This window comes from Runella rosea (assembly GCF_003325355.1).
GTDB lineage: Bacteria > Bacteroidota > Bacteroidia > Cytophagales > Spirosomataceae > Runella > Runella rosea.
In genome coordinates this window covers 3,122,769-3,143,301 of the sequence record NZ_CP030850.1, presented here as the reverse complement: position 1 = coordinate 3,143,301, position 20,533 = coordinate 3,122,769, and the positions used below count along the sequence as shown (strand labels likewise).

The window sequence follows — 20,533 nt, the reverse complement described above, 5'->3', positions numbered from 1 at the left end:
TATGAAAGTTACGCTCATTGGTGCGGGACCAGGTGACCCCGATTTAATAACCCTCAAAGGTATTAAAGCCCTAAAATCTGCTGATGTTGTGCTGCATGATGCGCTGGCAAGCACGGAGTTGTTGGAGTATTGTAAGCCCGAATGTATCATTGTCAACGTCGGAAAACGCTTTGCCCAGCATAGTTGCAATCAGGACGTAATAAACCATTTGATTGTAGAATATGCCCAACAATACGGCCACGTAGTTCGCCTAAAAGGCGGCGACCCGTTTATTTTTGGTAGGGGTTATGAAGAATTGGAGTACGCCCAGCGCCACGGTATCGAAACACAGGTAGTGCCGGGTATTTCGAGCAGTTATGCCGTTCCGGCGCTGGCGGGAATACCCTTGACCACTCGCGGACTGAGCGAGAGTTTTTGGGTGGTTACGGGCACCACCAAAGACCACAAACTTTCGAATGATCTGGCACTCGCGGCTCAGTCTTCGGCCACGGTGGTGGTGTTGATGGGGATGCATAAGCTTACGGAGATTGTTGAAACCTACGCCCAACTTGGTAAGCTCGAATTGCCCGTGGCCATTATCCAAAACGGTACGCGCCCTGATGAAAAAATTGTAACTGGTAAAGTAGGAAACATTCTACAACTGGTACAGGCAGAAGGCATAGGTTCTCCCGCTATTATTGTGCTGGGAGCAGTAGCCCAACTCGCCGACAATGTAAAAAAGTTTACTCAACTAGTGAATTATTAACCCACCCTTCATTAAGTACCTTTTGCCTAAGTGGTTTTTGAGCGTGAAGCTTAAAAACCACTTTTTTGTTAAGGACCCCTGATGGTACTACCCTTTTTAGAGCAGAAGTATTATTCTCCATATTAATTAATTTATTTTGTGAAGTTTTGTAAAACAATGCATTAAATAGAACTAATGGCTGTATCGGATAAAAATAGGGGGATGAATTGTCGCATAATTTTTGCGGGTATTTTGGCAGGATGGGTATTTTGTTGTTTTTCGACCTATGCCCAACCCTCTGGTTTTCAGGATCAGTTGAAGGTAAAAGGTGGAATTGTGGAGGGGCTTACAAATCTTACAGGAATAACTTTTGATGCTGCTGGACAAATGTACGCTTGTGAAAGTAGCGGAAAAGTATGGGCCTTGCGATTTGCGGCAAACGGCGCATTTCAACAAAAATATTTACTGCTTGATATTTCGGGAGAAGTACTTAATAACAGCGATTTAGGGTTGGTTTCGCTAGTACTTGACCCCGATTTTCTGACAAATGGCTACTTTTATATTATGTACGCAGTCAATCGCCAGTTTTTGCTGAACGGTACAAATGGCGGCGATGGATCAGATCAAACGGGGTCTATTGTTAGGGTGAGCCGATATACCGCAGACCTTGGAGCAAGTCCGAGTTTTACAACGGTGAACCCCAATAGCCGATTGGTATTGATTGGAACAAGCCCTGCTGATGGAATACCGATTATCAGTATCAACCACGCTGGCGGCTCGCTTGTTTTTGGCAGCGATGGTACGCTTTTGGTTTCAACGGGCGACGGGGCTTCGGCAGGAGTTGATGAGGGCAACCGGGGCAGTTACCAGTTAGCTATCAGTGCGGGGGTTATCACTGCTGAGCATAATATTGGAGCTTATCGCTCCCAGCGCGATGATTCGCATAATGGGAAAGTGCTTCGTATCGATCCCTCTACTGGAAACGGAATTCCGTCCAATCCGCTGTATAATTCAGCTACTCCACGAGCGCCAGCATCGCGTCTTTGGGCCAAAGGCCTGCGAAATCCGTTTAAAATGAGCTTGATTCCAGGTACTGGGAGTCACCATCCAGAAGATGCAAGCCCAGGAGTATTGGTCATTGGCGACGTGGGCAATACTACCCGCGAAGAAATCAATACCGTGACAGGACCTAATCAAAATTTTGGTTGGCCCCGTTATGAAGGCATTGATCGGGTAAATTTCGATTATGATGATTTAACCTATGCGCCAGCTACTTATCGCAAACCTATTTTAGAATACCGAGAGCTGTCAACCGCCGCGAATGTGTGCCTGAATCAAACGACAAAAATTCAGATTGGCACCCCCTCTTTTCCGTACAATGGACCCACTTTTACGGGAAACTCTACGATGGGAGGAACCTTTTATGCAGGAACTAATTTTCCAGCAGCTTACCAAAATGCATTATTTATGGCCGATTTTGGCGGTAAATGGATTCGGGTCATGAAGTTGAATGAAAACTATGAACCAGCCTCAATCACCCATTTTATGAGTACCGCCTATCAGATAGTACATTTGGCCTACAACAGTTCTGATCAGGGTTTATATTACGTTACGGGCAATGGACTTCCTTGCGATGAGATACGCCGTTTAAGTTATAACACGGGCAATATACCCCCCGTCGCAAAAATAGAAGCCGATACTGCCGCTGGTATATCGCCGTTACCCGTGGCATTTACGGCCATAAAATCATACGACCCAGAAGCAACTTCACTAACCTATGAATGGAAAATAGACGATGGTGCGGCTTTTAGTACAGGTTTAGCACCTCACTATGTTTTCAGGCCTCCTGCCAACACGCGAAAAAAATACAAGGTAAAATTGACCGTAAAAGACAATGCCGGGGGAAGCGGGGCACTTAGTAGCAGCGATTCAACTTATATTTATGTCAACAACACGCCGCCTGTCATTGAAAGTAGCAGTTTAGATAACCTGATTCAAATTCCAGAGGGCCAGTCGTATCCGTTGACTTTGTCGGCAACGGTATCGGATGCACAGTCGCCTGCCGATAGCCTTACGTTGAGTTGGATTGTGGGCTTGGCACATAATGGACATGAGCACCGAAATCCTGCAGTAGTGGGTAATTCCATCAATACCTCTTTGGACGCCTTGACTTGTGAAGTGGGCGACGCGACTTACTGGTACCGTATTTACCTGACCGTGACAGACCCCGAAGGATTATCAACAACTTTGCGCAAAGACATTCAGGTGGAATGCAGCGGAGCGGCTCAGGCCCTCAATTTTAACCCGATTCCGAATCAGCACATTACATTAAATACAACAACCGCTACGCTGACGGCGGCTGCTACTTCTTCAGTAGGAGCAACGCCCGTTAATTACTTCGTTACCTCAGGGCCAGCGTACGTTATCGGTAATACCGTTACCTTGACTGGAAAACCAGGGAAAGTTGAAATAAGGGCAACGCAACACGGCAATGGCACTTACCGCCCCGCGCTGCCAGTTGAAAGGACATTTGACGTAAATCGAACCATTACCAATTATAATATTGCCTTTACGGGTATTCCTAACAAACAGGCGACAGACCCGCCATTTACTCTGTCTGCAACTACCACTCCCTCTGGAGGGACGATTCAGTACTTACTGATTTCTGGCCCCGCAACTTTGTCGGGAAATACGGTAACTTTGACTGGCGACGGTGGTACGGTCCGAATCAGGGCTTTTTATCAGGGAACCTATACTCAAAATGGAGCCTTTGCTGAGCAAACTTTTGAGGTACTATGTCCTACTCAATATACCCTTACAAATCCGATTGCCAACGGGCAAAACAAGGTTTATGAGGCTGTCCAAGTTATAACAGCAACCAATAAAATTCAGTCGGGTGCCAATGTGGTGTATCGGGCGGGAACAACGGTGAGTTTGCAAGCAGGTTTTTCAGCAGAATCTGGAAGTGTATTTTTGGCCGAGACGCGCGCTTGTAATCTCGCCGGAAATGCTTTGGTAAGTGAGCAGAAAATAAAGTAATTGTAAATGATTTTTAATTTTTGTTTGACAACTGGTTAGTTTTACCAGTTGTCAAACAAAAAACCAGTACCAGCGCTTATTTCCGGCTCTTCGTGATGGTTTTTCCGTCAGAGGTAACGGTGTAAGTGCGGTCGCAGTTGCCGTCGCCGTAATCAACCACCGTTTTGGGTTTGTCGGGGCGTTCAATCTCAATAGTGCCCGACACAGGAAAAATCCCGCCTGTGCCTCGGCAGGCTACCTTTGTAATAAGAACCTTTGTGATGGTTGATTTGAACGTTTTGCCGTCGCTGCCCGTGGCGGTGGTGCTGCCCGTGACGAGGATTTCGTCATCGGCACGATTGAGCGGAGTGCCTTTGGCGTCTTCTTTTCGGGTTTTGGTACTGCTAAAAGTAATCGTCTTGCCATCTTCGGTGGTGATGGTGGTCTCGGTAAAGTCCTCTTTGGTCACCACGCGGCCATTTTCAAGCGCTAAGTTGATGGTATGTTTTCCATTGATAATGCGTGGGCCACGTTGGAAGTTTTGGTACGTAATATTTTGGGTAAACAAGCCAGATGCATCTCTTGGCGGTTTTACGGGGATTTGAATGGTCATTTTACCACCTACTTTTCGACCTTCGCATTCTTTGGCGGTACCATAATCGACTACGATGGTAATAATCCCGTTGGATTCGGTACGGGAAACGGTGGCGCATTTGTCGGCCTTGAGCGGACGTTTTCCTGGGTTTCCAACGCTGTCGGTGCCAGTTTCAGCCGATTCTCGCAGCGAAGAAAGCCCCCCGAACAATTCATCATTGTACGTAAAAACCGCTTCTGTTTCGTCAATAATTGACTGATTGTCTTCGGCGGAGATGATTTCTTCTTCGGGCATCGGGCCCGTGTTTTCTTTGTTACAGGCAATCAACATCAACGCGACCCCAGCGGCGGCGGTCATGCCTTTCCAAGACATTTTGATTTTCATGGAACTTTTAGTTTAAGGTTTAACATTTGTTTTGTGACTGCTTAGGCTTTTGTACAGTAGCTTAGAGAAAAATCCGTGCCTGAAGGTTTAATATGGGCTTTAACAAAATTTAACAAATGCTGACTACGGACGAATTACGTCGTTATAATCGCCATTTGCTGATTCCTGAGTTTGGGTCGGTAGGACAGGAACGGCTGAAAGCGGCGCGGGTGCTGGTGATTGGATGCGGCGGACTGGGCAGCCCGATTTTATTGTATTTGGCGGCGGCTGGCGTGGGTACGCTCGGCATTATTGACGGCGACCGGGTCGATGAAAGCAACCTTCAACGGCAAATTTTGTACGGAACAGAATCAATCGGCAAGGCAAAAGTAGAAGAAACCGTCAAACGTTTAGAATCACTTAATCCTTTCTGTGCAATTGAGCCTTATTTTGAGCAGCTTACGTCTAAAAATGCGCTTGCTATTTTAGAAAAATACGACCTCATTATTGACGGTTCAGATAATTTTCCGACGCGCTATCTGGTCAATGACGCTTGCGTTCTGTTAAACAAACCGCTTATTTATGGGGCTATTTATCGTTTTGAAGGGCAAGTTGCCATATTCAATTACCAAAATAGCCCGAACTACCGCGATTTATTTCCTACGCCACCACCACCCGAACTCGCGCCCAATTGCGCCGAAGCGGGAGTTTTGGGCGTTTTGCCGGGCATCATCGGGAGTTTACAGGCCAATGAAGCCATTAAACTCTTAGCGGGCATTGGTGAGCCGTTGGTGGGAAAATTGTTTGTCATGGATGCCCTTACCTTAACGACCAGAATTATAAAAATACCCCGTTTGCCCGCGCGTTTTATAATTGACAAATTGATTGATTACGATGAATTTTGCGGGATAAAAACCCCAGATTTGGAAACGGAAGTGACACCCGAACAGCTGGCTGAAATGCTGAAAAGTAACGTTGATTTTCAGTTGATAGATGTGCGTGAAACCAACGAATACGCCGTTGATAACCTTGGCGGAGAGTTGATGCCTCTGTCGGCGTTGGCGGATTTTACGGGTCAAATAAGCCGCGAAAAAATGGTTGTTATTCACTGTCAAAGCGGAATGCGGAGCCAAAAAGCCGTTCAGCAACTGCGTGAACAACACGGTTTTGTGAATTTAAAAAACCTAAAAGGCGGATTGGCGGCATTTCGGAAAATGCACTAGAAAAATGAGTATTCAACGTATTCTCACCTCCGACGGCTCGCATACATTATTGAACCAAACGCTCAATGCATATTACCATTCGGTCAACGGAGCGTTGCAGGAATCGCAGTCAATTTACATTGATTTGGGCCTGAAAGAAGCCATTCGTCATTATCAGTTAAGCCCAATTTCGGCTCCTCTGACTGTTTTTGAAATGGGTTTTGGAACAGGACTAAATGCGCTGCTCACGTGGTTGGAAGCCGAAGCAGCGCAGGTGCCCGTTCGCTACGTGACCGTTGAGGTGCATCCGTTAGCAGAAGAGCAGGTTGCGGGATTGAATTACGACGGACTATTGGAAACTCATCGATTATTACAACTTCACGAAGCGGAGTGGGAACAGCCTGTTCAACTCTCTCCGTATTTTACGCTTGAAAAACGCCGAACAAAACTTCAGGATTTCGAGACTTCACTTCAATTTGATGCCATTTATTATGATGCTTTTGCTCCATCGGCCCAGCCAGAACTTTGGGAGCGGGAGGTTTTTGAACAATTGGCTTCGCTGTTAAAATCAAACGGCAACCTAACCACCTATTGTTCAAAAAGCTACGTGCAACGAAACCTACGTGCGGCGGGTTTTACCGTTGAAAAACACCCCGGACCAAAATGGAAACGGGAAGTGCTGCGGGCTATTTTATAAACTCATGCCACCATCCACAAAGAGGTTTTGCCCCGTTATGTAGCGGCCAGCGTCTGAGCATAGAAATACAGCCATGCCTGCACAATCTTCTGGCAGCCCCATGCCACCTTCTGGTGTGGTCATGCGTTGAGCGATTCGCTTTTCCATTTTAGGAACAGGTTCTTGGATGCGCGGTGTATCAATGATACCAGGGGCTAAGTTGTTGACGGTAATGCCCTTATCGGCTAATTGAAGTGCTACATTTTTCACTAAATTAAAAACGGCGGACTTAGTAGCGGCATATACAATCATGGCGGGGTGAGGCTTAACTTGCTGCACGCTGCCAATGGTCAGGATTCGTCCCCAACCTTTTTGTATCATGGCAGGGGCAAACTGTTGCATCAACAAAAGAGTAGATTTAAAATTAGCATTGACCTGAAAATCAAATTCACTTTCCGTTACTTCTTGCCAATCTTTAGCCACCTGTACCGAAGCATTGATGACCAAAATATCCACGGTATCAGTTACTTTAGCAACGCTACGGAAAAAATTTTTGACGCCGTCCTTTTTCGAAAAATCAGCTTTTACAATCGGTACTTTACCTTTTGGCTGATTCATTTCTTTGACTGTCTGCTCAGCGTCTTTCCGCTCTGTACGATAGTGAATAATAACATTGGCGCCGTATTCGGCGAGTGCAATGGCGATGGCTTTGCCGATTCCTTGACTCGAACCCGTCACAACGGCGGTTTTTCCAGATAAATTAAGTCGTTCAGAAAGCATAGTATATACTGAAAGGTTTAATTAGTTCCTGTTTTTGGTCAGGAACTACATTTAGTATTTTTTTCATTGTATAACCTGCTAAAAAAGAACATCCACTTTTATAAAAGGATAAAATGGGTAATTCTTTCAACAACTGTCGTGGTGTTTTGAGGTATTATGAATTGATATTAATTAAACAGAAAGGATTACGTTTCTCATATCACCTGAAACCCATACGCGTACGGATCGTCGTCGGGGTCGATGGTGATGGTGTTGAGACCGTACACTTTGGCCCATCCTTCCACGCCCGGAATGATAGCGTCGTGGTCACCTACTTTGGCATAATCTTCGACCGTACCGATGAACTTGCTGCCGATGATGCTTTCGTGGATAAACCGGTCGCCTTTTTTGAGTTTGCCTTGGGCGGCCCACTGCGCCATGCGTGCCGAAGTGCCCGTGCCGCAGGGCGAGCGGTCGATGGCCTTGTCGCCGTAGAAAACCGCGTTGCGGGCCGAGGAGGTCGGGTCAATGACCGCGCCCGTCCATTCGATGTGGCTGAGGCCGTTGATGGTAGGGTCGTTGGGGTGAACGAAGGTGTATTTTTCGTTGATGCGTTGGCGCAATACACGCGCCCAACCAATGAGTTGTTCAGCTTTATAATGCTCCAGCCCCGGGAAATTCTCCTGCACATCGACGATGGCGTAAAAATTACCTCCGTAGGCCACGTCCATTTTGAGCGTGCCGAGGTCGGGGCACTCGGCTTCGATGCCTTCGGCGGCAAGGTAGGAGGGTACGTTGACGAGCTTGACGGATTTGACTTTGTTGCCTTCCTGTACATAGCTGATGAGTACCAACCCCGCTGGTGCTTCCATGCGTACGATGCCGGGCGTTTTGGGGCGAATGAGACCATGCTCAATGGCGATGGTGATGGTGCCGATGGTGCCGTGGCCGCACATGGGTAGGCAGCCGCTGGTCTCGATAAACAGCACCGCCACGTCGTTTTCGGGGTCGTGGGGCGGGTACAGAATACTGCCCGACATCATGTCGTGGCCACGCGGTTCAAACATCAGACCTTTGCGAATCCAGTCGTATTCGCGCAGAAAATGCTGGCGTTTTTCGCTCATGTTTTTGCCTTCGAGAATGGGGCCGCCGCCAGCTACGACGCGTACGGGATTGCCGCAGGTGTGGGCATCAATGCAGAAAAAAGTTTTGGATGACACGGGAAAATATAAATGACGATGTACAATGCTTGATTTTACTCCTAAAAAGGCTAAACTAATGTTTTTGGGCCTATTTGCACGGATTTTTGAATGATTTCCTCCAGCACTAGAAGGTTGATGTCCGACAACTTGTTGATGTACAGACACGACACGCTGGTTTTGTGTTTGCCCAAGCGTTGGAGCTCTTCTTCTAGGTTGTTGATGCCGCAGGTCAGGTAAAGCGTTAGGTTTTGTTTGCGGGGAGAAAAACCCACCAAAAACCAATCCCCTTCGCGGCCAGTAGCGTATTTGTAGTGGATGTCGCCAAAACCGATGATGCTTTCGCCCCACATTCGGGGTTTGCTCCCAGTAGCGCGTTGCATCATTTCTGCTACGATGCTGCTGTCAGTACGTTGCTGCTCGCGGTCGATACCGTCAATAAACGCATCAACGCTTTGGTCGGTAGGTTGGGTTTTGTTTTCAGCCATGGTTTAATGGAGGAAGTGAAGGACTTACAACAAAGTTAACAGGAATTGAGCATCTACGAAAGGGCTGAAAAAAAACATCCCCGACACAAGATGCCGGGGATGGTGGCTGACTTTACAAAGTACTTTTGCTTTTGCCTTCTTTTTTGGCTTTTTTATCAGCTTTTTTCTCTTTGGTGGTTTTTTCTGGCTCTTTTTTCTTTTCCTTGCCAGGCTTATCTTTTGCCATATTGGTAGTTGTTTAAGGGTGAGTAAATTACGTTAATTATCGGGGAAATAATTCCAAAAACTTTTTTGGAATCGTAGTTTCAAAACGAAGTTTTTCGTGAGTTATTGGATGAACAAAGGCCAAAACCCACGCGTGTAGGCCCAAGCGGGCGATGGGGTTCGTGACGGCCCCGTATTTTTTATCACCAACAATAGAATGTCCTAAGTCTTGTAAATGGACCCGAATCTGATTTTTACGCCCCGTTTCGAGGTTGACTTTCAACAACGAAAAATCGGCATTTTGCTTCAACACTTCATAATGCGTGATTGCCAATTGCCCCTGAGCGGGGTTTTGACTCGAATACATAATGAGCGCCTTGCTTTCATTCAGATACGACGTGATGGTGCCCGAGAGCTCTTTGAAAGGCTTTTCGGCCACGGCGATGTAGGTGCGCTCTTTGGTGGTAGGCTCCCAGCTTTCTTGCAACAATGCCTTCACCCTTTCACTTTTGGCAAATACCATCACGCCCGACGTGTCGCGGTCGAGGCGGTGAACGATGAAGATTTTGTTGGCGGGATTTTGCTTCTTGACGTGCGCACTCAGCGTGTTGTAAGCTGTTTGGGATTCCTTATTGTTGGCCGAAATGGAAAGGAGACCTTCCTGTTTTTCAATGACAATCAAATGCGCATCTTCAAACAAAATCGTTAGGCCGCGATATATGCTTTCTTTAGAACCTTGGGTCCAGCGTACTTCCACGCGTTGATTGGGTTGCAATGAATAATTGTACTTCGTCTGTACCCGGCCTTCGACCAAAATATGCCGGTCGCGCAGCAGCGTTTTGATGTTGTTGCGGTTTTTATGGGGAAGTTTTGCCACCAGAAACGCCATCAATTCGGCGGTTTCGGTGACGGTCAATAGGAGCGGCGGTTTCGAGGGTCTTTCTTTGGGCATGTTGGGATAACTTTGTCACTTCTCAACGCTTACAAATAGAATTGTTGAGAAAGTGACAAAGTTATCGGAATTTTTGAGAAAGACGATTTGTGCTTTGGTTTCTCAAAACGTATTGACATTTAACACAACCGTATTGATGCCTGGCGATAGTCGGAGGGTTCCGAAAGAAGTATCTGCTTTTGTTCCGTTCAGAAGAATCGTGTCTTCGGGGGAAAACTTTAATTCCAATTCTGCCGATACATTGGCGGGCAGTTCAAACGTGTATTCCTGACGAATCCTGCTTTTGCGCTGATAGGATGCCTTGATAAGTCCTTTCATAATGGGTACAGTGATTTCGGAAGACGAAAGCGTGCCTAATTGCGGTTTGATGTGCATGATGCTTCCGCCCGCTGTTTTGGGTTGTATGCCCCACATATTGCGGGCAACAATATTGGCGGGGGCTGCTCCCCAGGCGTGGTTCCAGTCGAGGTTGGGCTTGTATTTGGTATCCCACGCCTCCAGCGTCATGGTCGAGCCGATCTTTATCATGTTCCACCAGCTTCGGTCGTGGGTGGCGGTCATGAGTTGCAGGGCATAGTCGGCTTCGTTGGCGTTGTAGAGGGCTTCCAGTAAATATTGCGAGCCATAGACGCTGCATGCCATGCCTCGGGATTTGATAAAAGCGGCGACCGATTTTTTGTGGATGTCGGGCGTAATGCCAAACGCCAACGCCATCATGTTGGCGTGCAGCGAGGAATGGTCGGTGCCTTCTCCGTCAATGTATGCTCCCGTTTTTGGGTTAAATAATTTTTCATTAATGGAATTTTTGGCTTTTATCGCCAAGGTCTGAAACTGCCGCTCATCCTCCGATTTGTGGAGAATACGCGCAAATTCGGCCATAATCTCCATGTTTTTGTAAAAGAAACAGTTTACCATTGTATTGATGGGTGTAAAAACATATCCATCGCGTTCGCCTTCGGCGGTGGCCAATTTCCAACCCGTATCTTTTTGGGCCGGTGGCCAATCTACGATGTCTTTCAGCTGAATCTTAGGGTCTTTAAAACCCAGTTTTTGCATGAACTCAGGCGTGTTTTTGGGTGACGACGAGCTGATCAAACCATCCTCACGGGCAAGTTCCATGAGGGTTTTGTACTTCAGGGGTTCGTAGTATTTAGCAATCAATTCGGTGTTACCCGTGTACATATAGTCTTGGTAAAACATCAGCGCCACGTGGAGTTGCCATTCGGTAGGCCAGGTGGGGTGCTCCATAAAATACTCAATGGTTTTGCGGGCAATGCCGTATTCGCGGTCGGTAGCGTAGTGGCTTAGTTGATTGAGGTACGCATCGGCTTCGTACGGAATGCGCTCCCGGTCGCCATCGAGATAAAATCCTGAAAATGAACTAGCTTTGATGGTATATTTGCACAACTCCCAGACCTGATTGAGGGTGGTGTCTGAGCTTTTGAAACGACTTTGGTCTTCTTCAAAATAACTGAAATACGCCAATTGCGTCAGGTCGTTGGCAGTCAGATTTTCGGTGACATTGTCTATTTCACAATAGCGAAACGGCAATAAAACGGGAAACGAATCGGGCATTACCACCGCGCCGGCGCTTGATTTGGTGTTTCTTTCGTCGGGTTTGATGTTGAGCCGGTAGGTTTTTTTGCCTTTGGTTACTTCCACTTTCACCTCTTGGTACCGAATACTGCCCATGGGTTTTCGGTTTATTTTCCCGTTTTCGAGTTGCTCGCCCAGCCGCACAATGAGGGTTTGGTTCTTTTTGGCGGTATAATTGAGTTCTAGATTCGCAAAGGCTGCTTTCCCAAAATCAATAAAGTAACTGCCCGGAGCCGTTTTGATGAATTTCGTCGGCTTCTTTTTATCCACCTGAAAAATATTGGTTGTTGAGATGGAATTGTCTGGTGGCCCCACCCGAAAGGCCTGTGGCTCAGAATAATCGCCCGTGCGATTGTCGGTGTCCCAAATCCTCACTTTCCAAAAGTAGGTCACGCCTGGTTGTAAGGGTTTGCCTTGGTAAGCTACATTGGAGGAATGGTTTCCGCGCACCTGTCCCGTGTTCCATACATCGCCGATGTTATGGTCGATATTGGTTTTAGAAGAAGCGACCAGAAGTTGGTAGGATGACTGAAACACAGCTTCTTTCGGTACCACCCAGCCAAATTCGGGGGTATTATCTTTCAACAAAACGGTAGCGGGTTGGCGGATAAACTCCACCATCAAACCCGTCGGTTGACAGGCATTGGCATCTCGGTGTTGTTGAATGAGTTGTTCCGTTTTTTGCCGCAGGTTGTTCAACACCTGCCGGTATTTTTCATCCCGAACCAAGTTGGTGATTTCGTTGGGGTCGGCTTTGAGGTTGTAGAGTTCTTCGAGGGTTTTGTCGTTGACATACCGAAAATATTTCCACTCGTTGGTGCGTATACCTTCGCTCGGTGGAATGTTTTCAAATTCCCAGAGGTGCTCGATCAACACCGTGTCGCGCTGCATACTTCGGGCCGTCTGATTGACCAACGGCATCAAACTTTTTCCGTGATAATTTTTCGGTCGTTTTACCCCTGCCATGTCCAAAATCGTGGCCGGAACGTCAATGTTCAGGGCCATTTCGTCACTATCTTGGTGCTTCTCCTTCCTTGGGTCGTAGATAATCAGCGGTACTCGAATGGAATTGTCGTACATCAGCCACTTGTCGGCCAATTGCCTTTCGCCAAGCATGTAGCCGTTGTCGCCCATCAAAATGATGATGGTATTTTTGTCAAGGTTTTTCTTTTTTAGCTCTTCCCGAATTTTGGCGATTTCTAAATCAATCCCTGCAATCATGCGGTAATAGCCCTTGACCATGCGTTGGTATTTTTCGGGCGTATCAAATCGCCACGTCCAGCGCAGGCGGCTGAAGCCCGCTTTTACTTTTTCGGGCTGTTGGTTAAAGTACTTGTCTTCGCCCAAAAGCGGGGGAGCGATGGTGACATTTTCAAGTAAATGCGCTGTTTGTTCATCGTAAAAATATTGGTCAGGAGCACCGTCGTGGGCATGGGGTGCCGAGAAGCTCAGCGATAAGCAAAAGGGCTTGTCGGTGGGGGCGTTTTCGATAAAATCAATGGCTTTTTGGCCCGTATAGCGGGTCAAATGTACGGTATCTTTGCCCAGAGTTTTGAAGAAATAGCCCCGTTTATCAGTGTATCGGTTATTACGATCATAGTCTTCATACACGTGGAATAACTGGTCTTTTCGGTCATAATTTACCCCGAATTTCCCGTAAAAGCCCGTGTAATAGCCGGCCTCTTTCAGTACTTTGGGATAGGCATTTTCCATGTATTCCTGCTTGATATTGCCGGTCTGAAACGTGTAGCGGTGGGCGCGCTCCTGCATAGCACTCAAAATACTGGCTCGGCTCGCGGCACAGATCGGAGTGGTTACCAGTGCTTTCTTAAAATAGACCCCCGTTTGTGCCAATTTATCCATTTCGGGTGTGTGCGCATACGGGTTGCCGGTGTAACCCAACGCTCCGGCTCGGTGGTCGTCGGTCAGGATAAAGATGATGTTGGGTTGGGTTGGTTGTTTTTGTGCAAAATTTACCTTCGCACAAAAACACCAGCATAAGAGAAAAATAAATCGGTAAAATCCGCTGTTTGGGGACATGACTAAATCGTTTTGGGTTACTCAACAATCGGCTTTCCTTCGTAATTTACTTTTCTATAAGGTACCGTTTCTGTCTCATCCACTAAGTAATTCCACTGCTTTACATACTCCATTCCGGGCTTAAATTCGTCTTTTCGTTTGCGCAATTCCCCTTTTAAGTCAGCATCCAGTTTGTCCTGAACTTTTTTGTACTCGGCTTTTTCGATTAAATTGTTGAGTTGAAGAGGGTCTTTCAAGTTGTCGAACAGCAGCCATGGGCCGTTCAGATCACGGGTGTAGGTGTATTGGTGAGTAAAAAGACCCCGGTACTCTTTGCCGCCCATTTTCCGCGTCCATTGCCCGAAAGGTTGAGTGCAGGAAATCAGGGTATGTTTGACGTTATCCTTTTTCGTTCCTTTCAACACGCCCGAAAAATCAATGCCTTCGACCGACGCTGGAACGGGAATATTGCACAGGCCCAACAGCGTAGGCATGATGTCGGGGGAGTTTAGCAGCGCCTCGGAGGTTTTGCCCGTTTTACCAAACAACTTAGGGTAATGAAGCAGAAACGGCACCTTAATGCTTTCGGCGTAAGGCTGCTGTTTGTTCCACGAGCCGTGTGCGCCCAATAAATCGCCGTGGTCGGACGAAAACACGATGATGGTGTTGTCTTCAATGCCCAAATCAATGAGCGTCTGCCACATTTTGCCTATGCAGTCATCAATCGCTGCAATGTGTGAATAATAGCCACGGAGGTCGTTTTTGACCTTTTCTCGTTTCTCCACGGGCACATTTTCATTGATGATGATGTCTTTGTTTTCAAACATTTTACGGTATTTTTCGGGAGCCGTTTGGTACGGGTCGTGCGGACTGCCGATGGAAATAAACACCATAAACGGGTTGGTTTCTTGGGCTTTGGCGGTCATGTAGTTGCAGACATCATCGGTCTGCGCGATGACATCGTAGCCTTTCCACACCAATTTTTTATTGGAATCACCGGCGTAGTAGGCCGAATTGTTGTAATCGTGGGTGCATTCCAAGGCTTTCCAGTACCCAAATCCCTGCTGACGCGTCGGTGGGATGTAGGTATTTCGGCCGTGCCCGTCGATGTGCCACTTGCCCACAAACCCTGTGGTGTAGCCGTGTTTTTTATAGACCTTTGCAATCGTCGTGGCGTTGGTGTCCAATAAAACATCGTTCATAAAAACGCCGTTGGTGAGCGGATACTGCCCGGTCATGAGCGAAGCGCGGTGCGGCGTACAAACGGGCGTGCCCGATACGGCATTTTTGACGTTTACGCTTTGGCGTGCCAATCGGTCGAGATTGGGCGTATACACGTTTTTGTCGCCTGCATAGCCTGTCGCCTGCGCCCGCCATTGATCCACCAGAATGTATAGGATGTTGGGCTTTTTGACGGTGTTTTGTGACAAAAGAGTTTGGTTGTTTTTGAGAACAATCAAGGCAATGAAAAACAGATTTATGCTTATTTTTTTCATAAATAGTTTCAGGTAAAAGGTAAATCTTCAAATGGAAATTACACAGAGGACCAAAGAGTTTAAAATTGAGAGCCACAGAGAAAATATTGATTTTACTTTATAATTTCTGTGGTTGTTTGTGGTTCGTCTCAATATCCCGGATTCTGAGTTAACTTATTGATGGAAACCTCATTGACTGGAATTGGCGCAAGTAGTTTATTAGGTGTCAAAGTATACCCTTCAGGATAAAGGAACGTTTTCTTCGCTTTTTCACGAATGCCGTGGGCGGTCATTACTTCTACCGCTTTGCCGGTACGTTTGAGGTCGTACCAACGTTGGTTCTCAAAACAAAACTCTACCTGACGTTCTTTGGCGATGAGCGTTTTTAGGACTTCCTTGCTCAACGCAGCTACCGGTGCGGTAAGTCCTGCTCTATTCCGAACTTGTTGAACGTAAGGAATAGCTTCGCCTGTACGGTTCAGCTCATTGAGCGCTTCTGCATACATTAGCAAAACATCCGAGTAGCGTAATACGGGAAAATTGTCACCACTGCGATCGTCAGGGGCAGAAATGGGGGCTTTGTATTTGGCGCAATAAGGGATAGGGCGTACGACGTTATCCCAGTCTAATCCATTCCAAAAGCCAATCGAAACGGTTTTGCGCGTATCACCTGCCTCAAAAGCGTTGATCAAATCGTCGGTAGGTTGATTCCAACCCGCGCCCACGATGTTGATGTTGGGGCGATTTGTCACGGCTCCCCCCGAAGTATGCGGGGCAAACAGAAAGATGAATCGGTTGGCGAGTTCAGCACTATTTTCTGAATACTGAACCGCAAAGATGGTTTCTTTGAAGTCCTTTTTGGCCGGGTTGAACAGGTCGGCGTAATTGGTTAAAAGGGCGTATTTCCCCGAATTAATGACTGTTTTCAGGGTTTGTTCGGCTTCGGCATACTTTCCAAGGGTAAGATATACTTTGCCTAACAGCGACAGGGCCGACATTTCATTAGCCCGGCCTACCTCTTCCACATCCTTGGCTTTGGCAAAACGTTCGGCGGCTTGTTTTAAATCACTGATAATACTGTCATACACCTGCGCTTCCGTTGACCGCTTGATGTTCACCGCTTCCTGCGAAGTAGTGGGCGCTAAAACCAAAGGCACGCCGCCAAACTGCCGAACGAGATTAAAATAATATAACGACCGTAAAAACAGGGCTTCGCCCGCACAACGTTCTTTGAAAGACAATTTCGACCAATTCACACCTTCCCGGTCCAATTCGCTCAGTAATTTATTGCAACGCGTAATCCCGTTGTAGGAGAGGTTCCAAAAGGCCGAAAAGGCAACATTATCACCTACTAAAATGAACTGGTCAATGACGCCTCTCGACGCTTCTCCCGTGCGGACGTTGTTTTGAAAACTTGCATTGTCGGAGATTAACTCGGCCAAAATCCAGTGGTTATTTTTTTCATTATCACGCAACGGAACGTAACAGCCGTTGGCCAAAAGGGTATATTCTACCTCTGTTTGGTAAAAATTCCCTTCGTTGAGGGTTGATTTTGGATAGAGTTCCAGAAACTTGTTGGTGCAGCCTGCCATCAAGGAGAGCGTCAGCACATATATGATTTTTTTCATGTTGAAAGTCGTTTTTTAAAAGGATAAATTCAAACCCACTGAAGTAGTCCGGGCAAGTGGATAAGACGAAATATCAAAGCCCGGCGAGAGCGTATTGTTAATGTCTCTGGACTGTGCTTCTGGATTAGCGCCGGTGTAATTGGTAAACATGGCCAGGTTTTGTACCGTAAAATAAAGACGGCAACTGTTGATAAAACCCGTTTTTTTGACCAAACCTTCGGGAAGCGAATACCCCAACGAGAGGTTAGAGACGCGCAGGAAAGAAGCATCTTCTACCCACCGGCTATTGACCCGATGTCCCCAACTCGGCGTTAATTTTGGCACGCCGTACAGTGTTCCGTCGCCAGGGTTTTCGGCGCTTCTCCAGCGATTTACAAACTCTTTATTCACATTGAAAAAACCCTGTAAATTGTCGGTTGACTGACGCAATCCGTTCATTACCTGGCCTCCCTTTTGGCCATTCATGATGATTCCCAAGGTAAATCTTTTGTAAGAAAAGTTGTTTGAAAAGCCAAAAATGAAGTCGGGATGCGGATTGCCGATCATGGTATAGTCCAAAAAGTCGTTGATGACACCGTCGCCGTTGATGTCTTTGTATTTGGAATTACCTTCATATACCTGTGCGGTTTTGATGATATTGGGATTGGCGATGTCGGCGGCGGTATACACGCCGTCGGCAATAAACCCGAAGAATTGACCGATGGGCTTTCCTACTACCGTAATGTGCGTGGGATTGTTGTCGTTATTGCCTGATAAAACTCTGTCTCCGTTTTCATTGAGAGAAAGTACTTTGTTACGATTGAACGCAAAGTTGAGGTTGAAATCCCAGTTTAACGCTCCTTTTATCGGGGTTCCTCCGAGTGAAATCTCAATGCCTCGATTTCGCACATTTCCTTTGTTAACAATCTGCGAGTTGAAACCCGTAATGGCGGGGATGACGTCGTTGAGCAGCATGTTTTTGCTCTCTTTGTTGTACAAATCCACAATTAAAGAAAGACGATTGTTGAAAAATTCGGCATCCAACCCCACATCAATCTGTTGAGATTCTTCCCAGGTCAAAAAAGGATTGGATAACCCTACAAAAGAGGCCGAAACCTGGGTGTTTCCGAAGACATACGCGCCGGGGTTGATGGCGGCTAAGTGCGAATAATTACCAATGTTATTATTGCCGCTTCTGCCGTAACTGGCCCTTAATTTCAGGTTGTTAAGCACTTTATTGTCTTTCAAAAAATCTTCTTCGGAAATACGCCAGGCGGCGGCAATAGAAGGGAAAGTCGCGTACCTGTTTTTTGCGCCAAAACGGGAAGAACCATCGGAACGGAAAGTAGCGGTCAGTAAATATTTGTCGTCGAAAGAATAATTGAGTCGTCCTAAGTAAGAAATGATGCTCCATTCCTGTTGATTTTCGCCCCAAGTTCCAATGGCCTGTGCCGCGTTGATGGTCTGAATCAGGTCGTTAGGGTAGGGGCTGGCGTTCAGATTGATAGCATTGGAACGATCTTTCTGCGTAGTATAACCCAACAGGGCGTTCAGCCGATGTTTCTGAAATGTTTTGTTATACGTAAGTGTGTTTTCGAGCAGCCAATTGAAACTGTCGCCCCGCGAATTGCTCGACCGTCCCGTTCCGGCAACGGGTGGAATATTGGACGCTCCTACGGTACTTGGTGTGAATTGATTGAATTTGGAAGTGGCCCAAATGGTGTTCAGCGAAGATTTTACTCTTAGGTCGGGCGTAATTTCCCATTCCAAATAGGCCGAGCCGAGGTTTTGAAATTGCTGCTGTAGTTGGGTAGTTTCTCGCAACACAAAAAGCGGATTGGCAAAACTCCACGCCGAGTGGTATTTGCTCTGCGGCGAGCGAATATAGGGGATAAGTTGTCCGTTGGCATCGTATGGACTCATCACCGGGTTTGCCCAGTTGGCTACCCCAATCACGTCTTCACGACTTGAATTGGTGTTGGTACGATTTTGGTTGATAAGTGTAGGTTGCAGCGATACTCCCACGGTAACCCGCTTGCTTACAGTAGACTCAATTCCCAGATTGGCACTGTACCGCTCTACGCCCGTGTACCGCAAAACGCCTTCCTGTTTGTAATAGCCCATACTGAAATTCATGCGCGAATCCTGCGTGCCTTTTTGAATACTGACGGTGTGGTCTTGAATGGGGGCTGTTTGCAGCAGCAAATCATACCAATCGGTACCGTCACCTACCAGTGAGCTTGGGTTTTGATATTCAACGGGATAGTCGTTGATGGTAGCGGCCCTGTTTTCGGCGCGCCGAACAGCAATGTCAATTTTATTGCGCTGTAAATCAGCAAATTCCTGCTGATTCATCAAGTTAGGTCTGCCTTTTTGGGGTACTTGCTGTACCCCTCTCATCGAAGATACGTTGACTTGAAGGCGGTTGTACTGGCCTTTTTTGGTCGTAATCATAATCACCCCGTTGGCTCCGCGTGAGCCGTAAATGGCCGTAGAAGAGGCATCTTTCAGGATGGAAATGGACTCAATGTCGTTGGGATTAATCAATAGGAGAGGATTAAAGTTTTGATTCAACCCTGCGGCATAAGGCATTCCATCGACCACGTATAAAGGCTCATTGCCTGCACCAAGTGAGCCGCTTCCCCGGATTCTGACGGAAGTACCCCCGCCCGGCGCGCCTGATAGTTGCTGTATTTGAACACCTGCTACCTGCCCTATCATTTTTTGGTCAATGCTTGAAACGGGTAGGTCTTTAATGGTGGTTTGATTAATGGTTGCGACCGAGCCCGTCACATCTTTGGCTCTTTGGGTGCCATAGCCCACCACGACCACCTCGCCCAACGCCTTGGTATCGGTTTTGAGGCTAAGGTTAATTTGGGTACGATTTCCTACCAATACTTCCTGTGGTTCATAGCCTACGAAACTAAAAACCAAAATGGCGTTATTGTCAGGGACGGCGAGCGAAAACTCTCCGTTTGCGTTGGTTGATGTTCCTTTTTGGGTTCCTTTCAACAAAATACTCACGCCCGGTAGTCCTTCGTTTTTTTCAGCGTCGGTTACTCTTCCTTTGATGATTTGCTCCTGAGGCTCGATTGCGTTTGGGATTGGGACTGATATTTCGTCGATGGAGGCTGATTTTTCGGGGAACTTTTTGCGTAATAAAATGCGCGTTCCGACCACTTCGTACGAAATATTGAGGGGTGTAAGCAACTCTCGCAATACTTCGGAAAGTTTATTGGTCATAACCAAAGAGACTTTTTGGTCGGACCGAATGGCGTTGGGACTATAGACAAACTTGATATTTGCCTGTTTCTCAATCGTATTAAAAACCCGCTTAATCTCGACCGATTCGATTTTGAGCGAAACGGACGTGTTGAGCACTTCTTGGGCTTTTGTAGGTCGGGCACTGGCTAATCCGCAAAAAGCGACCAGCAGCAGAAATTGGGTAACCGTCATTCTCATCGCTTTGAGTAAGAACGCTTTGGTTCGTACATTTTTTTGCATAATTTTAACATGTTTTTGGTTTGAAAAGGGCAAAAACTCCCCCGCAAGGCCGTGTTTTATGCACGCATAAATCATGGCCAACCGAACGCCAATTCGGCTGCGGGTCACTCTAAGCCGATAATGCTCGCAACATTGTCGGCTTTTTTGGTACT

Annotated in this window: 13 protein-coding genes; 4 read left to right on the top strand and 9 right to left on the bottom strand. The window is 46.9% G+C overall.

The features are described from left to right. Position 1 precedes the first annotated feature (1 nt). Positions 2 to 745 carry a uroporphyrinogen-III C-methyltransferase gene (gene cobA / locus DR864_RS13085; RefSeq protein WP_114067405.1) on the top strand — a complete coding sequence of 248 codons (744 nt, stop codon included), beginning with the start codon at positions 2 to 4 and terminating at the stop codon, positions 743 to 745. A gap of 201 nt (positions 746 to 946) precedes the next feature. Then, positions 947 to 3,763 (top strand): PQQ-dependent sugar dehydrogenase, encoded by a 2,817-nt coding sequence (locus tag DR864_RS13080; RefSeq protein WP_162793783.1) that lies wholly within the window; start codon positions 947 to 949, stop codon positions 3,761 to 3,763. 76 nt (positions 3,764 to 3,839) lie between these two features. On the opposite strand, the gene DR864_RS13075 is transcribed toward DR864_RS13080, so the two are convergent. Further along, a complete protein-coding gene (locus DR864_RS13075; RefSeq protein ID WP_114067403.1) occupies positions 3,840 to 4,721 on the bottom strand; it encodes a hypothetical protein in 882 nt (293 codons plus the stop codon). Positions 4,722 to 4,837: 116 nt separating this feature from the next. On the opposite strand from DR864_RS13075, the gene moeB reads away from it, so the two are divergent. Beyond that, the gene (moeB, locus tag DR864_RS13070; protein WP_114067402.1) at positions 4,838 to 5,923 is read left to right on the top strand and encodes a molybdopterin-synthase adenylyltransferase MoeB; all 1,086 of its coding nucleotides are present in this window, start codon (positions 4,838 to 4,840) and stop codon (positions 5,921 to 5,923) included. A gap of 4 nt (positions 5,924 to 5,927) precedes the next feature. Beyond that, positions 5,928 to 6,599, top strand: a complete 672-nt coding sequence (gene mnmC2 / locus DR864_RS13065; protein ID WP_114067401.1) for a tRNA (5-methylaminomethyl-2-thiouridine)(34)-methyltransferase MnmC2 — start codon at positions 5,928 to 5,930, stop codon at positions 6,597 to 6,599. Here the strand turns inward: mnmC2 and DR864_RS13060 are convergent. From DR864_RS13060 to DR864_RS13025, 8 genes are all read right to left on the bottom strand, one after another. Beyond that, positions 6,594 to 7,358, bottom strand: coding sequence for an SDR family NAD(P)-dependent oxidoreductase (locus tag DR864_RS13060; protein ID WP_114067400.1), 765 nt, complete (start codon positions 7,356 to 7,358; stop codon positions 6,594 to 6,596). The genes mnmC2 and DR864_RS13060 overlap by 6 nt on opposite strands. 194 nt (positions 7,359 to 7,552) lie before the next feature. Further along, on the bottom strand, positions 7,553 to 8,557 hold the full coding sequence (locus DR864_RS13055; protein WP_114067399.1) for a 4-hydroxyproline epimerase: 1,005 nt from the start codon (positions 8,555 to 8,557) through the stop codon (positions 7,553 to 7,555). A gap of 50 nt (positions 8,558 to 8,607) precedes the next feature. After that, positions 8,608 to 9,024 (bottom strand): DUF1801 domain-containing protein, encoded by a 417-nt coding sequence (locus tag DR864_RS13050; RefSeq protein ID WP_114067398.1) that lies wholly within the window; start codon positions 9,022 to 9,024, stop codon positions 8,608 to 8,610. 262 nt (positions 9,025 to 9,286) lie between these two features. Then, on the bottom strand, positions 9,287 to 10,180 hold the full coding sequence (locus DR864_RS13045) for an RluA family pseudouridine synthase (protein WP_114067397.1): 894 nt from the start codon (positions 10,178 to 10,180) through the stop codon (positions 9,287 to 9,289). A gap of 102 nt (positions 10,181 to 10,282) precedes the next feature. Then, positions 10,283 to 13,816, bottom strand: coding sequence for a family 78 glycoside hydrolase catalytic domain (locus tag DR864_RS13040; RefSeq protein WP_114067396.1), 3,534 nt, complete (start codon positions 13,814 to 13,816; stop codon positions 10,283 to 10,285). 17 nt (positions 13,817 to 13,833) lie between these two features. Further along, on the bottom strand, positions 13,834 to 15,291 hold the full coding sequence (locus tag DR864_RS13035) for a sulfatase family protein (protein WP_229599574.1): 1,458 nt from the start codon (positions 15,289 to 15,291) through the stop codon (positions 13,834 to 13,836). 128 nt (positions 15,292 to 15,419) lie between these two features. Continuing rightward, entirely contained in the window at positions 15,420 to 16,898 is a 1,479-nt protein-coding gene (locus DR864_RS13030) for a RagB/SusD family nutrient uptake outer membrane protein (RefSeq protein ID WP_114067395.1), read from the bottom strand. Positions 16,899 to 16,913: 15 nt separating this feature from the next. Continuing rightward, positions 16,914 to 20,381: a TonB-dependent receptor gene (locus tag DR864_RS13025; protein ID WP_114070264.1), complete on the bottom strand. Its 3,468-nt coding sequence runs from the start codon at positions 20,379 to 20,381 to the stop codon at positions 16,914 to 16,916. Positions 20,382 to 20,533: the final 152 nt, after the last annotated feature.

Excerpts from the sequence above, each read along its gene's own strand:
- cobA (WP_114067405.1), top strand. The coding sequence starts at position 2 with ATGAAAGTTACGCTCATTGGTGCGGGACCAGGTGACCCCGATTTAATA.
- DR864_RS13080 (WP_162793783.1), top strand. The coding sequence starts at position 947 with ATGAATTGTCGCATAATTTTTGCGGGTATTTTGGCAGGATGGGTATTT.
- DR864_RS13075 (WP_114067403.1), bottom strand. The coding sequence starts at position 4,721 with ATGAAAATCAAAATGTCTTGGAAAGGCATGACCGCCGCCGCTGGGGTC.
- moeB (WP_114067402.1), top strand. The coding sequence starts at position 4,838 with ATGCTGACTACGGACGAATTACGTCGTTATAATCGCCATTTGCTGATT.
- mnmC2 (WP_114067401.1), top strand. The coding sequence starts at position 5,928 with ATGAGTATTCAACGTATTCTCACCTCCGACGGCTCGCATACATTATTG.
- DR864_RS13060 (WP_114067400.1), bottom strand. The coding sequence starts at position 7,358 with ATGCTTTCTGAACGACTTAATTTATCTGGAAAAACCGCCGTTGTGACG.
- DR864_RS13050 (WP_114067398.1), bottom strand. The coding sequence starts at position 9,024 with ATGGCTGAAAACAAAACCCAACCTACCGACCAAAGCGTTGATGCGTTT.
- DR864_RS13045 (WP_114067397.1), bottom strand. The coding sequence starts at position 10,180 with ATGCCCAAAGAAAGACCCTCGAAACCGCCGCTCCTATTGACCGTCACC.
- DR864_RS13040 (WP_114067396.1), bottom strand. The coding sequence starts at position 13,816 with ATGTCCCCAAACAGCGGATTTTACCGATTTATTTTTCTCTTATGCTGG.
- DR864_RS13035 (WP_229599574.1), bottom strand. The coding sequence starts at position 15,291 with ATGAAAAAAATAAGCATAAATCTGTTTTTCATTGCCTTGATTGTTCTC.
- DR864_RS13030 (WP_114067395.1), bottom strand. The coding sequence starts at position 16,898 with ATGAAAAAAATCATATATGTGCTGACGCTCTCCTTGATGGCAGGCTGC.
- DR864_RS13025 (WP_114070264.1), bottom strand. The coding sequence starts at position 20,381 with ATGCAAAAAAATGTACGAACCAAAGCGTTCTTACTCAAAGCGATGAGA.